The sequence below is a fragment of the Jeotgalicoccus sp. ATCC 8456 genome (genome assembly GCF_016313225.1).
Taxonomy (GTDB): domain Bacteria; phylum Bacillota; class Bacilli; order Staphylococcales; family Salinicoccaceae; genus Jeotgalicoccus; species Jeotgalicoccus marinus.
Genome location: NZ_CP066224.1, coordinates 196,961 through 211,131, shown reverse-complemented (window position 1 = coordinate 211,131; position 14,171 = coordinate 196,961). Strand labels below are relative to the sequence as shown.

General features: G+C 38.2%; 15 protein-coding genes. All 15 read right to left on the bottom strand.

The genetic code is table 11. The annotated features are described in order from the left end of the window. Positions 1-182: 182 nt before the first annotated feature. The 15 genes from JEM45_RS01170 to mutM all read right to left on the bottom strand — a co-directional run bounded on the left by JEM45_RS01170 (position 183) and on the right by mutM (position 14,164). On the bottom strand, positions 183-926 hold the full coding sequence (locus JEM45_RS01170) for a TrmH family RNA methyltransferase (RefSeq protein WP_166626769.1): 744 nt from the start codon (positions 924-926) through the stop codon (positions 183-185). Continuing rightward, entirely contained in the window at positions 920-1,996 is a 1,077-nt protein-coding gene (locus tag JEM45_RS01165; protein WP_198687569.1) for a M42 family metallopeptidase, read from the bottom strand. Before JEM45_RS01165 ends, JEM45_RS01170 begins: the two co-directional genes overlap by 7 nt. A gap of 90 nt (positions 1,997-2,086) precedes the next feature. After that, positions 2,087-3,646, bottom strand: a complete 1,560-nt coding sequence (locus JEM45_RS01160) for an alanine/glycine:cation symporter family protein (protein WP_198687945.1) — start codon at positions 3,644-3,646, stop codon at positions 2,087-2,089. A gap of 246 nt (positions 3,647-3,892) precedes the next feature. Continuing rightward, on the bottom strand, positions 3,893-4,672 hold the full coding sequence (locus tag JEM45_RS01155) for a YhfC family intramembrane metalloprotease (RefSeq protein WP_198687568.1): 780 nt from the start codon (positions 4,670-4,672) through the stop codon (positions 3,893-3,895). A 62-nt stretch (positions 4,673-4,734) separates the two neighbouring features. After that, entirely contained in the window at positions 4,735-5,091 is a 357-nt protein-coding gene (rplT, locus tag JEM45_RS01150; protein ID WP_026866876.1) for a 50S ribosomal protein L20, read from the bottom strand. Between the two features lie 23 nt (positions 5,092-5,114). Then, on the bottom strand, positions 5,115-5,318 hold the full coding sequence (rpmI, locus tag JEM45_RS01145; protein ID WP_026866875.1) for a 50S ribosomal protein L35: 204 nt from the start codon (positions 5,316-5,318) through the stop codon (positions 5,115-5,117). 22 nt (positions 5,319-5,340) lie between these two features. Then, entirely contained in the window at positions 5,341-5,871 is a 531-nt protein-coding gene (gene infC, locus JEM45_RS01140) for a translation initiation factor IF-3 (protein ID WP_156889158.1), read from the bottom strand. A 196-nt stretch (positions 5,872-6,067) separates the two neighbouring features. After that, the gene (gene thrS, locus JEM45_RS01135) at positions 6,068-7,999 is read right to left on the bottom strand and encodes a threonine--tRNA ligase (protein WP_198687567.1); all 1,932 of its coding nucleotides are present in this window, start codon (positions 7,997-7,999) and stop codon (positions 6,068-6,070) included. A gap of 293 nt (positions 8,000-8,292) precedes the next feature. After that, the gene (dnaI, locus tag JEM45_RS01130; RefSeq protein ID WP_166626771.1) at positions 8,293-9,213 is read right to left on the bottom strand and encodes a primosomal protein DnaI; all 921 of its coding nucleotides are present in this window, start codon (positions 9,211-9,213) and stop codon (positions 8,293-8,295) included. An 8-nt stretch (positions 9,214-9,221) separates the two neighbouring features. Then, positions 9,222-10,544, bottom strand: a complete 1,323-nt coding sequence (locus JEM45_RS01125) for a replication initiation and membrane attachment family protein (protein ID WP_026866871.1) — start codon at positions 10,542-10,544, stop codon at positions 9,222-9,224. Beyond that, positions 10,534-11,004, bottom strand: a complete 471-nt coding sequence (gene nrdR / locus JEM45_RS01120; RefSeq protein WP_198687566.1) for a transcriptional regulator NrdR — start codon at positions 11,002-11,004, stop codon at positions 10,534-10,536. Before nrdR ends, JEM45_RS01125 begins: the two co-directional genes overlap by 11 nt. A gap of 120 nt (positions 11,005-11,124) precedes the next feature. Next, positions 11,125-11,544 carry an antibiotic biosynthesis monooxygenase family protein gene (locus tag JEM45_RS01115; protein WP_198687565.1) on the bottom strand — a complete coding sequence of 140 codons (420 nt, stop codon included), beginning with the start codon at positions 11,542-11,544 and terminating at the stop codon, positions 11,125-11,127. Between the two features lie 80 nt (positions 11,545-11,624). Next, positions 11,625-12,632, bottom strand: a complete 1,008-nt coding sequence (gene gap / locus JEM45_RS01110; protein ID WP_156889157.1) for a type I glyceraldehyde-3-phosphate dehydrogenase — start codon at positions 12,630-12,632, stop codon at positions 11,625-11,627. A gap of 69 nt (positions 12,633-12,701) precedes the next feature. After that, the gene (gene coaE, locus JEM45_RS01105; protein ID WP_026866867.1) at positions 12,702-13,295 is read right to left on the bottom strand and encodes a dephospho-CoA kinase; all 594 of its coding nucleotides are present in this window, start codon (positions 13,293-13,295) and stop codon (positions 12,702-12,704) included. A 5-nt stretch (positions 13,296-13,300) separates the two neighbouring features. Next, on the bottom strand, positions 13,301-14,164 hold the full coding sequence (mutM, locus tag JEM45_RS01100) for a bifunctional DNA-formamidopyrimidine glycosylase/DNA-(apurinic or apyrimidinic site) lyase (RefSeq protein WP_166626772.1): 864 nt from the start codon (positions 14,162-14,164) through the stop codon (positions 13,301-13,303). Between the last annotated feature and the right edge of the window lie 7 nt (positions 14,165-14,171).

The following is a 14,171-nucleotide window of genomic DNA, read 5'->3' as shown; positions in this document are numbered from 1 at the left end:
CTATATAAGGTGACGCACACCCCATAACTTCATCAATCAGATGAACACTGATTAAAACCGTACATTAATTTTCAGCTCTATTAATGTTCTCTTTGACGGTCTCTATAATCATTTATTTCTGACTTCTACCGAAGTATGTCTATAAAGTTGATACTATAATTATAACTAATTGTGACTTAAAATCAAGATTTAAAGTGATGCATGAGTATGGCACCAGCAATCGCTACATTCAAACTTTCACTGTCACCAGTCATATCAATTTTTGCATTGATGTCCATCAACTCGAGGGCTTCAGAAGATAAGCCGTTGCCTTCATTTCCTAAAACGAGCATGATATCATCATCCGGTTGTTGGAAGCTATCAATGTACACTGCATTGTCTAGCGCTGTACCTATCTTAATCCCTTTAAAGGCCATTGCTGCTTCTGAAACCTCCCGAGTGATAATATTTAAATGAAAATGGCTACCTTGAGCTGCTCTTAGTACTTTAGGATTAAATGGATCTGCAGCTTTTGGTGTTAGAATTATTGTCTTAAAACCAAAAGCATCAGCAGTTCGAATTAAGGTTCCGAGATTACCAGGATCCTGAACATCTTCTAGAAGTAAGACGCGTTTATATGACAAACCAGTCGCTTTACTTTCCTTTAATACTGCAACAATACCAGGTGGTGTATCTAAGGTTGACAGTGACTTCATCACTTCATCGGTCACAAACATCGTGCGTTGATTTGATAAGTCTAAGCCATGTTTAAAGCCGTCAGTAACAATGATTATTTCAATATCAATCTGGCTTTTAAGAGCTTCTTCTACTAGGTGTACTCCTTCAACTAGATACAAGCCTGATTTTTTACGGCCTTGTCTCGTGTTCAGTTTACGGTAGTTTTTTACTTGTTTATTATCCTTTGAGGAGATAACTTCTTTTACCAAATGATTTCGTCCACCTTACTGTCATCGAGTGATTTGACAACTTCCGCAACAAGCTTGACTGCATTTTGGTAGTCCTCACGGTGCATAATAGAGACGTTTGAGTGCATATAACGAAGGGGTACACCGATCGCAACTGATGGTACACCTTCGTTAGACACATGGAAAGAACCCGCATCAGTACCGCCACCTTGGATGACTTGAAGTTGATATGGAATGTCTTTTTCTGCTGCGACTTTTTGAATGTGTTTTCTAAATGGTACGTGGCCAATGTTTGAGCCGTCAAGTAAAAGTAGAAGTGGGCCTTTACCTAAATCACCTGTACCATTCGATGACTTCATTCCTGGTGTATCCATTGCAAGTCCAACATCAACTGCGATCGCAAGGTCAGGCTTTACCTTGTTTGCAGCAACTTTTGCACCACGTAGGCCGACTTCTTCTTGTACTGTCGCACCTGAGACTAAGTTAATATTTAAGTTGTCATCCTTTACAGATTTTAATAAATCAATGGATAGTGCAGTCCCAAAGCGGTTGTCCCAAGCTTTTGCAAGCAGGTAATTTTCATTAGCAAGCTCGGTAAACTCAGTATATGGTGTCACCATATCTCCAAGCTCTACACCCGCTTCTCTTGCTTCTTCTTTTGAAGCGACACCGATATCAATAAACATATCTTTGATTTCAACTGGTTTTTTTCTTTCTTCAGCCGTGAGTACATGTGGGGGTTTTGATCCAATCACACCAGTCAGCTGTTTTCCTTCACCTGTTGTGATACTCATGCGCTGTGATAACATGACTTGGTTCCACCAGCCACCGACAGGTGAGAATTTTAAGAATCCATTATCATCAATTTCAGTGACCATAAAGCCGATTTCATCTAAGTGGCCACCAACTAAAATCGTCTTAGTACCCGACTCACTACGTTTCTTACCAAAGATTCCACCTAAGTTGTCTTCAATAATTTCATCACTTAAAGGCTCAATATAGGCTTTAACCTTGCCTTTGACTGCTGATTCAAAGCCAGCAATACCATTGACATCTGTTAAATCTTTTAACATTTCAAGTTGTTTATCCATTTAATAATGCTCCTTTTTAATTCCTTATTTGTAGTTTATCATATTTATAAAAGTTATAAGCACCCTGATTAGGGTGCTTATTGTATTTTCCTAGGATTTAGGATAGCCATATTCAGCTTTATTTTCTACTTCATGAACACGTCTATGCCAGAATGTTTCACCTTTAAGGCCATCATTCTCACCTGGTCGATAAATAATCTCACCTTCAAGCTTACCTTGTTTCTTAAGTTTGTATTGCCGCTCGTAGTCCTTGAAGATTGCTAGTGTCGGTTTTTGAAGAATGATGATACCGATGACGTTAATCCAAGCCATCATACCGACCCCGACATCACCCATCATCCATGCAACATCAGCTGTTGATAGTGTACCGTACACTGCTGACGCAATTAGAGCGACACCTAATACTGGTTTTAACCAAGTCATCTTACCTCTAGTAATATACATAACGTTGGTTTCTGCAATATAGTAGTAGGCCAATATCGTTGTATAACAGAAGAACAGTAAGGCAAAAGCAATAAAGTATGAGCCAAAGCCTATAAAATCAATATTGAATGAATCTTGGCTTGAGAAGGCTTTATCGATACTGGCTTGAGTAAAGGCAACTGTTCCACTGACATCTCGGCTACCATCCGCTGCTTCTTGATATACCCCATTGTCCACTATGAGTCCACCGTTATCATCTGATACGTTGTACATTCCTGTCATTAAAATCATTAAGGCAGTCGCAGTACATACAAATAATGTGTCAATATATACAGAAAATGATTGTACTAACCCTTGTTTAGCTGGGTGAGATACTTCAGTTGCACCAGCAGCGTGTGCGCCTGTACCTTGCCCTGCTTCGTTTGAATATAGACCACGTTTGATACCGATCATAATCATGGCACCAAGTATACCTGCAAACTGTTGTTCTAGGCCAAAAGCACTTCTAAAAATCAATGCAAGTAATGCCGGTACTTCAGAGATGTTCATAATTACAATGATGACAGCTACTATTATGTAAGCAACAGCCATGAACGGTACTAAGATTGTAGCAACATTTGCAATTGACTTGATTCCACCAAAGATAACAGCACCTAATATTAAAGCAATAAATACTCCAATCATCCAATTATCAATTGGAAAAGCGTTGACTGCAGAACTTGCGATTGAATTTGACTGAATCCCAGGTAAGAGAATACCACAAGAAATAACTGTAACCACCGCAAACAACATACCGTATATCTTACCGAACGTACCACCTATCCCCTTTTCTAGATAGTAAGCCGGTCCCCCGCGGTACTGTGCGTCTTCCCTTTGCTTATAAACTTGCGCAAGCGTCGATTCAGCGAAGGCACTACCCGCACCTAAAAATGCTATCAGCCACATCCAGAACACTGCACCCGGACCACCAAGGAAAATTGCTGTTGATACACCAACGATGTTACCTGTACCCACTCGTCCAGCTAGTGTTACAGCGATTGCCTGAAAACTTGAAATTCCTTGATCAGATTTCTCCCCTTTTAACATAAGACGCAACATGTCTTTTAAATATCTCACTTGGAAAAATTTCATTCTAAGCGAGAAATATAGTCCGACGACCACTAATAAGACAGGCAGTGGCCAACTCCAAACTATATCGTTTAAAAACGATACTATTGTCTCCATAATAAGACTCCCCTTTGTTTCTCCCTTTATTTATATATCAAATTACCTTTCAAATATAGTCCATTTAATCGCTCATGTCTATAGATTTTTTGAAATTTTGTTATCGCTTACAATGTTGATATATAAAGGAATTCTTCAATCACAAGCCTAGTGTACGATTGAGGGATTTCGCGCTTTGGTGGATGGTTGAAATCGTATTTTCACGAGTTCTCACAAAGTCACCGAATTCCACAAAAAAATCCCTTGATTTTAAATCAAGGGATCACGCTGATAGTTTTTAATTAATCTATAGGCAATAAATATAACGATAGCTGTTACGACAATTAAGCCACTATACATGAGCCAAGGGTTAGTTAGCAGGCCTGCCTTCATCATTGCAGCTGTAACATTTGCGAGTGCGTGTAGCAATATCGCAAGTGGGTATAAATACCATTTTCCTTTCATCATGACCGCGCCAAAGACAATGACAGACAGCGCGATGTGTAGACTCATAGCGATGATGCGTTCAAAAATTGCTAGTAAATACATATACCATGCTTGGCTATTGATTAATTCCTCTCTTGGAATCGGTATGTCATTTAATAGTGGTGATCCGGAATTCACCATAAAGGCAATAATAATAGAATTCACCATAGCAAGTCCGACGACTAATATGGCTTCAATCCCACCGTGTCCGATACCGTAAGAGATGGCACTGTCAATATCCTTATACCATTTCTTTGTGATTAAAAAGGCAAGCAATCTTCCTGTTTCTTCAAATATTCCTGCTGCAAGTACACCATATAAAACAAATAGCCATGGTGAATTATCTCTTAAGGACACACTACCATCTACTCCGGGGTTGAGTACAATCATATGTAAAATTTGCTCTAATACTAAAGCAAATACGACAAATACTAGAGTCCCTATTAAGATAGGAAGCCACCGTGTTTTAAATTTAAAACGTAATACAAGTATGAAGATAAATGGTAACAGGACCGTAACCAATGCGGTGATTCCCATCATCATTATTTCTGAGTTCTCAATCATATGTATACCTCCATTTAAAAACATAACAAAAAAGCTCCCAACAATGGGAGCTTATAATACAATTAGTTTAAAGCTTTTTTAGCTTGTTCTACGATTTCACCAAATGCCTTATCATCTGAAATTGCAATTTCAGAAAGCATTTTTCTGTTGATATCGATGCCAGCAACTTTAAGACCGTTCATTAGACGGCTGTAGCTGATGTCGTGGTTACGTGCAGCAGCGTTGATACGTGAAATCCATAATTTACGGAATTCGCTTTTCTTCTGTTTACGGTCACGGTATGCATACTGACCTGATTTGATGACAGCTTGTTTCGCTGTTCTATATAAAGTGCTCTTCGCACCAAAATAACCTTTTGCTTGTTTTAATACTTTTTTACGTCTTTTACGTGAAGTTAAACCATTTTTTACGCGAGCCATTTCTAACTCCTCCTTTTAATATATTATTTTGCAGATTTAGCTAATAAGTGTACTAAGCGTTTCGCATCAGATTTAGCAACTAATGCAGATTTTCTTAAGTGGCGTTTTTGTTTAGTTGTTTTGTTAGCAAATAAGTGACTTGTGAAAGCTTGTGAACGTTTGAATTTGCCTGTACCAGTTTTCTTAATTCGTTTAGCATAGCCTTTATGCGTCTTCATTTTTGGCATGATAAAACCCTCCGATTATATATTATTTTTTGTCCTGAAATGGTGCAACGACTAGGAACATTGAACGACCTTCCATTTTAGGACGCTGTTCAATCTGACCGTCTTCTTTAAGTGCTTCAGCGAAGCGCTCAAGTACTTTACGACCGATATCCTTGTGCGTAATTGCACGCCCTTTAAAGCGAATTGAAACTTTTACCTTGTCTTCTTTAGCAAGGAATTTTTTTGCATGACCTAATTTCGTATTAAAGTCGTGTTCTTCAATCGTTGGTGATAAGCGAATTTCTTTAAGGTTAATGACCTTTTGTTTTTTACGAGCTTCTTTTTCTTTCTTCTGTTGCTCATACTTATACTTGCCGTAGTCCATAATACGTGCAACTGGTGGTTTAGCATTCGGAGCGACTAAAACAACATCGAGATTTGCTCTCTCTGCGATTTCCATCGCTTCTCTAGTGTCTTTGATTCCCATCTGTGAACCATCAGGACCGATTAAACGAACTTCTTTAGCGCGAATACGGTTATTGATCAGTGTTTGATCTTTAGCTATGTTTAGCACCTCCATAATATTTAACGAACAAAAAAGCGAGTGCATCATCATGCACCCGCTTCAGAAGTAGAGATACAATAGTTATTGCATCTCTTTCCCAATTTACCCAGTCACTCAAGCGTTCAAGGGTGTGAAGCGGGAGCTTCAACTTGTCCGTTTCTTTCAACTCTTAATACTATACACGAAGAGTTTCGGATTGTCAATTTTATTTTTTCAATCTAATTTCATCAACTAGCTGGTATACAAATTCTTCTTTATCGTGTGATTCTTGTTTCTCTTCACCGTACTTACGCACGTTGACTTCAGAGTTGTCTTTCTCTTGGTCACCGACAACAACTTGATAAGGAATTTTCTTCATCTGAGCGTCTCTAATCTTATAGCCCATCTTCTCATTACGGTCATCAATGTGGACACGGATTCCTTGGCTCTTCATATCATCATAGATTTCTCTAGCATAATCGTAATGAAGATCGACGTTTACTGGAATGATTTCCACTTGATTTGGTGCAAGCCATAAAGGGAAGTTACCTTTATATTCTTCTGTTAAGAAGGCAACAAAGCGTTCCATTGTGGAAACAACACCACGGTGAATTACGACTGGACGATGTTCTTCCCCGTCTTTACCAATGTAAGTCAGGTCAAAACGTTCTGGTAAGAGGAAATCGAGTTGTACAGTTGATAGTGTTTCTTCCTTACCTAGGGCAGTTTTAACTTGGATATCTAGCTTTGGTCCATAGAAGGCCGCTTCACCGACTGCTTCAATGTAAGTCAGACCCATTTCGTCGACCGCTTCTTTTAACATTGCTTCCGCGCGTTGCCACATATCGTCATCGTCGAAGTATTTTTCCTTATCCTCTGGATCTCGGTAACTCAGGCGGAATTTATAATCTTCAATCTTGAAGTCTTTATAAACTTCTTGGATTAACTCAACGACCCTAATAAATTCTTCTTTAATTTGATCTGGGCGAACGAAGACGTGTGCATCATTTAAGACCATACCACGTACACGTTGTAAACCACTCACTGCCCCACTCGCTTCATAGCGATGCATCATACCAAGTTCTGCAATTCTAATTGGCAATTCACGATAAGAGTGACGTTCATTTTTATAAATCATCATATGGTGCGGGCAGTTCATAGGACGGAGCACAAGCTCTTCATTACCCACTTCCATCGGTGGGAACATATCGTCTTGATAGTGATCCCAGTGTCCACTTGTCTTATATAAGTTAGAGTTTGCCATAATCGGTGTGTAGACGTGATTGTAGCCAAGTGACACTTCCTTATCCACAATATAGCGTTCGATTTCACGACGGATTGTCGCCCCATTTGGTAGCCAAAGTGGTAAGCCAGCACCGACAAGTTGGTTGTTCTCAAAGAGTTTCATCTCTTTACCAATCTTACGGTGATCACGTTCACGACGCTCTTCTAGTAAGTCCATATAGGCTGATAATTCTTTTTTATCGAAAAATGCTGTCCCGTAAATACGTTGTAGCATCTTGTTATTTGAGTCCCCGCGCCAGTAAGCACCTGCTGTAGAAAGTAACTTAAAGACCTTGATCTTAGAAGTGCGTGGCACGTGTACGCCGCGGCACAGGTCTGTAAATTCACCTTGGCTATAGACTGTAACGAGCTCATCTTCAGGAATGGCATCGATGAGTTCTTGTTTATAAGGATCATTTTCAAAGAAAGTTTTTGCTTCATCTCTCGATAAAACTTTACGCTCAATCGGAATGTTCTCATCGACAATACGTTTCATTTCTTTTTCAATTTTAGGAAAGTCTTCTGATGAGATATTTTTATCGATGTCGAAGTCGTAATAGAAACCTTCTTCAATGACTGGTCCAACACCGAAATGTACATCACCATAAAGGCGTTTTAGTGCTTGCGCCATAAGGTGTGCAGTAGAATGACGGAGAATTTCTAATCCTTCCTCACTTTTGTTTGTAATCAATTCAACTTCTGCACCCTGTTCTAAGGGGCGTGTCAAATCAAAAAGTTCACCATCCACTTTAGCAGCTAGTGATGCTTTCTTTAATCCAGGACTAATTGATGCGGCAATTTCTTCAGCAGTTACACCAAAATTAAAAGATTTTACATTACCATCTGGAAATCTAATTTCAATTTGTTCAGTCATTTTAATCATCCTTTCAAATTTAAATAAAAAAACGCCCCTATATAAAATATAGGGGCGTTTTTACGCGGTACCACCCTGATTCACATACAACAGTATGCCTCAGCTTGGAGATAACGGTCCAGGCCGGCTTCCGATTAAGGAAACAAAATCAAAGGTAGTAACAATCCGCAGTTTATATGCATGTCTCAGCACATCATACACTCTCTAAAATAAACTTATAAAAATTGTCTTGTCCTTTGGATACATTAATGAAATGTAAGATTCATTATACACGATTTTTAATGTAAATCAAGCTATGACTGTCTTAAGTTGTCACCAGTAAGTTTCACTTCTTCACACAAGGCACGAATACGCTCAATCATACGGAGTGCCTTAGTCTCTTCTCTGCCATTTGTTTTTGTATAACTATAGCGTCCTTTAAGCTCGTCAATCGCAAAATTAGAACTAATAAAGGTCGGGAGTTGCTCCACCATACGATAGTTTAAAATACTTGTGATTACTTCGTCTCTGGACCAAGCCGTTACATCTTCAGCACCAAGGTCATCGAGGATTAAAACTTCGGCGTTTCTTATAGCTTCATAACGTGCATTTGAAGACCCATCGTTAAATCCAGCTTTTAAGTCTCTTAAAATTTCCGGGACGTAAATCATCATAGAAGAGATGGACTTTTCCTTAAGCTCATTGGCAATACAGCCAAGTATATAAGATTTACCAATACCAAACTCACCATATATATAAAGTCCACGGTAGTCCTCACCACGTGCAATTTTTGCAGCACGTCCAATAGCATTTTCTAAAATTTCACGTCGGTCATCATTTAAGTAAATCGTTTCAAAGGTCGCTTCTCGGACATCACGTGGAATATGAAAACTTTGGATTAGGCTTTCTCTCTTTAGGAATTCTTCGTATTTTTTTCTAACTGGGCATTTTTTATAGACCATATTGAAGCGCCCTTGTCGAATTTCTAAGTTAAAGATATAGCCGTCGGGATGACTCTTACACTTTCCATTTTCAGTAGGTTCGCATTCGTTTTTTTGATTGATATAATGCTTAAGAATCATCAGATCATTTTGGATCATTGAACGCGTGATTTCACCTTCATGTTCATGCATAAATGCCTGCATCTTCGGATGATTGACTACTTCTTCATAGATTCTTTCATTATTTTCAGCTATCTTTTGTGAGTTTTTTAAATAGTTACTTAAGGGTTCCATCGACTCACCTAATTCTCTCTAAATTTTTTAATTAAATCACTAAAACTCTTATCATCTTTTAAAGTTTTTGGTGGTTCATCAGTTTTTTTTGTTTCTGGTTTTCTCTTAGTATTCTCTTTCTTCTCTTTTAACCAAGATGGATCTGTTTCACCTTGAGCAAATCTTTGTTTCTTATATTTAGACTGTTCCTGAACCTTAGCCTCACGAAAGTCCATAATCGATTTATAAGCCTCAGCCGCTGTTCTATAACCTTCTTTTTCCCAGTTTTCAGCAATCGTCATCACATAACGAAGCGGTAGGTCCCCGTCTTTCATTTGAAATGTATACTCTAAGAGCATGTTGATGACTCCATTTTCTAAACCTGTTTTAGTGATCACTTCTGTGACCACTTTAAGATCATTTTCGGAAGGTTTATAATTTCTTAAATCATTAATTCGATCAAGTGGACTTACCTTATCTAAATTTTCCAGATAACCGAGATCGTCATCTTCTACCTGGTCATCAGTCGATGTTTTAAAGGTCGGTACGACTCTACCGTATTCTTTTTGATAATATTTTCTCGCTTCTCGCTTTAACTGTTCTTGGTCAATCCCAAATTGTGGGCTCGTTGACTGCAGTAAAACCTGTTTAAGATCATAGGCATTTAGATTAAATAATTGACTCAGTTGTACAATCAACTTCTTAACATCTTTAGAGAAAAACTGCTTATCTATTCTCGTACCCTTAAGGTGAGTGAACAATACCTCGAAGTCAAAATCATCTAGATCAATAGTCGGTCCACGGCTTTTGTCATTCTGTTTAAAGTTCTCATTTGAAACCCTAAACCCTTCCTGGCTCGTATGGTGAAAAACATCAGTGAACTTTTTAGTCACCTCTGTGTGATCATCTGGTAATGAAGGATATGTCAGTTCTTTCTTTTTACTATTATATTTCTCAGAACCGACCTGACTATAGAGATACATAGACAACATAGGATCCTTAAAGAATTCTTCAGCTGTCAGTGGCTGTTGGAGCCTGTAAATGAAACGGTCTGAATGTGCTTCATTTGAAACGTAAGTTCTAAGCAAACCAATTGCCTCTAGTTTATCAAGATCACCTTCAAAATCAGTTAAGGTCATGGACAATTCATCCATAAATTCTCTATGGAATCTAATATCTAAAGGTTCTGTCTGCCTTGTAGATTGGTGTAAATACATATAGATTGAAAAAGTTGTCGGTCCAATCAGTGGCAAATATATCATACTTAAAATATCGTATTGATCCTCTGACAACCTAAATGATTTATAGACAATAAATTCCGTGTTTGGTTTTAGACGGTCATTAAATTTCATTATCGGTCTTACCCTTTTCAAGATTTTTCACGATATCCATCAACTGATCGATATCTTTAAATTCTCTGTAGACTGATGCAAAGCGAACATACGCGACTTGATCGAGTGTAATGAGTTCGTCTATAACAGATTCACCAATATCATTTGATGAAACTTCTGATTTATTTAAATTTCTTAAAGTTGCTTCTACATTATCAGCACGTTTTTCTATTTCTTCATAGGGAATGGCCCGTTTCTCACAAGCTTTTAAAAGACCATCAGGTACTTTTGCTCGGTCGAACACTTCCCTCGTCCCATCTTTTTTAATTACAATTAAGGGTGACAGTTCCATTCTTTCAAAAGTTGTAAAACGTGCCCCACAGTTGTCACACTCTCGTCGACGGCGAATTGCATTCATCTCATCTGCATGTCTCGAGTCCACAACTTTTGAACTGGTATGTCTGCAATTTGGACATCTCATATGATGTTCACCTCTTTTGATATAAATACTTAACCTATTATAACACTGAAGTACATAAACTTAAAAAGTAAAAAACGATAAACACCGAGCACCTCGGAATTTACCGTTTGTAAGTAATACTTAAGCTTCTACTGTGTAATTTTCTCTAACTGGCATTGCTTCTAGATGCTCACTGCCTTTTTCTTTAACACGATTTTCTTTCTTAACATGAGAGTTTTGAAAGGCTTCAGAATTCACCCAAGCATTGAAGTCTTCTATTGTCTTCCAGCCTGTTAAAACAGTGAGTTTTTGTTCATTTTTAATGAGCATGAAGCCAGTAAACCCTTGGTAATTGTCGACATTTCCTTTACGGTTAGAGAAGCGTTCAATGAGTGTCTCAACATGATCCGGTTTTACGACAAAGTTATTCGTCGCAATGTGACCAGCTTGTGAAATATCACCGTCGTGGATGATGATATCGTAAGTATCATCCTTATAAGTCACACTGGATTCATTAAGTTCGAGTACTGTATTCTGACCGTCTGAATTGATAAGTTTCATGTCTCTACCTCCGTTATTTGTTACTTCTATTATAACAAAAAAAAGAGAGCAGTCTCAGCTGCTCTCCCATGTCGAATTTGTTAAATATCTTTAGCAATCATTTCAGCAAGTTCAACACATCTCACTGAGTAGCCCCACTCATTATCGTACCATGAAAGTACTTTAACTTTGTTACCATTCATAACCATTGTAAGGTCAGCGTCAACAATTGAGCTACGTGGATCTGTATTGAAATCTCTAGATACTAATGGTTGTTCACTTACACCAAGAATACCTTTCATTTGATCTGATTCATGTTTTTTGAATACTTCATTGACTTCTTCTTTAGTGACCTCTTTTTTAAGATCTACAACTAGGTCAACAAGTGATACGTTTGGTACAGGTACACGAAGTGCCATACCATCTAATTTACCTTCAAGTTCAGGTAAAACAAGTGCAGTTGCTTTTGCAGCACCTGTTGATGTTGGAATAATATTCTCTGCAGCTGAACGCGCACGACGTAAGTCCTTGTGCGGGTTATCGAGATTTTGTTGGTCATTTGTATAAGCGTGAACTGTTGTCACGAGACCATTGTCGATTCCAAACTCATCGTTCAATACTTTAGCAACTGGTGCTAAACAGTTCGTCGTACATGAAGCATTTGAGAAAACATCATATGATGACGTATCTAAAGTCGCACAGTTTACACCGCGTACGAGTGTTTGTACGTTACCACCTTTAGATGGTCCTGTAAGTAAGACTTTTTTAGCACCCGCAGTAATATGTGCTTGTGCTTTGTCTCCATGGTTAAACACACCTGTTGCTTCGATAACAACATCGATGCCAAGATCTTTCCATGGTAAGTTTTCAGGATTGCGGTCACTTGTAACAATGACTTCTTTACCACCAACAAGTAAGTTGTCGCCTGAAACTTCAACATGCTTGTCCCATTTACCATGAGTTGAATCGTAGTTAATAAGATGTGCCATAGTACTTGCAGGGTGTGTCGCGTTAACTGCAACAAGTTCAAGTTCTTCAGATTCGCTAACGATTCTGAAGACCATTCTACCAATTCTACCTAAACCATTAATTGCAACTTTTTTCATCACTAGAGCTCCTTTAAAAGTTCATTTTTCATAAATAGTATAACACATTTAAAGCTATCATTGAACGCGTTTTCACATAGTTTTTAATGTCTCTAAAAATTTATTAACCTGTTCATACAACTCATCAAGTGTACCGTTGTTGTCAAAGACGATATCACTTTTACTCGCCTTATCACATAAAGGCATCTGACTATCAATTCTTGAGACCGCATCGGAGCGGTTGAGATTATTTCTCTCACTTAGACGCTCAATTTGAACTTCTCGGTCCACGTAAACCGTTAGGATAAGATCGCATCGTGAATCGAGACCATTTTCAAATAAGAGTGGAATATCTAAAAAGACATGACCTTTTTCTTTAAATTTCTTTTCGTCACTATTCATCATCTGACGAATTAAAGGATGTACAATGGCATTTAATTTCTTCCGCTTTCCCTCATCATTAAAGATGATGTTACCAAGTTTTTTTCGGTTTAAATTCCCTGACTCATCGACGATATCTTCACCAAATTCTTCAATGATTTCGGGAATTGCAGGCCCATTTTTTTCAGTTGTCTTTCTGGAGTAAACGTCAGCATCAAGCACAGTAAATCCTTGATCTTTTAAGTAGTTACTGACCGTCGTTTTACCGCTCGCAATGCCGCCAGTTAAGCCAATTACTTTATACATTTCGGTCACCTCTGACAAGTTGTGCAATAGTATGTGTTTCTAGTATTGATCACTTTCGTTTTTAAAGGGTGACCAAGCGGACAAGTGTCTCGCCCGTACACCTTGAAACTGTGCTGCATTTCACCTTTTCCACCTGTAACACTGCGGTAGTCAGAAATCGTTGAACCCCCGTGTGATAAGGAAAGTTCAAAGACTTCAGTAATTTTATCGAAAAGTTCATTCAGTCGTTTATTTGAAACGTTTTTAACCTTTCTAGTCGGTAAAATATGCGCTAAGTACAGACTTTCAACGGCGTAAATATTACCGACACCTGGAATCACACTACTATCCATAATTGCTGCTTTTATAGCTTTTTCACTAAATCGCTTCGTTCTTAAGGTCTCTATAAAGTGTGCCTGACTAAGTTCATCAGTATACTCTGGTGCCATTCTCATAAATGGAGGAAACTCACTTAACTGATCATGCGTATGCATCTCACCGAATCGTCTAATGTCTGAGTAGATCAATTTTTGTCCGTTATCAAGTGAGAAAATAACTTGAGCATGTTTTTTGAAGTTAATCTCTTGAATATCATCAAGCTGATTCACTACAAAATAGGCACCTGACATTCCCAAATGGCTGACCAGATGGGTCGTCTCATATTCATCTGATAATAAAAAGTACAGATATTTACCACGCCGACCAGTATGAATAATCGTCTTACCTTTTACTTTGTTTATAAAGTGATCTAAGTCCTCTTTAACAATCGTCCGCTTTCCACTCACGTATCCCTTATAAATATACTGAGATAATTCTACATCATTAATCTTTAGACTACGTATGGGGTCTAATTCTCTTTTTACCAATTCAACTTCCGGTAATTCCGGCATTTGCTAC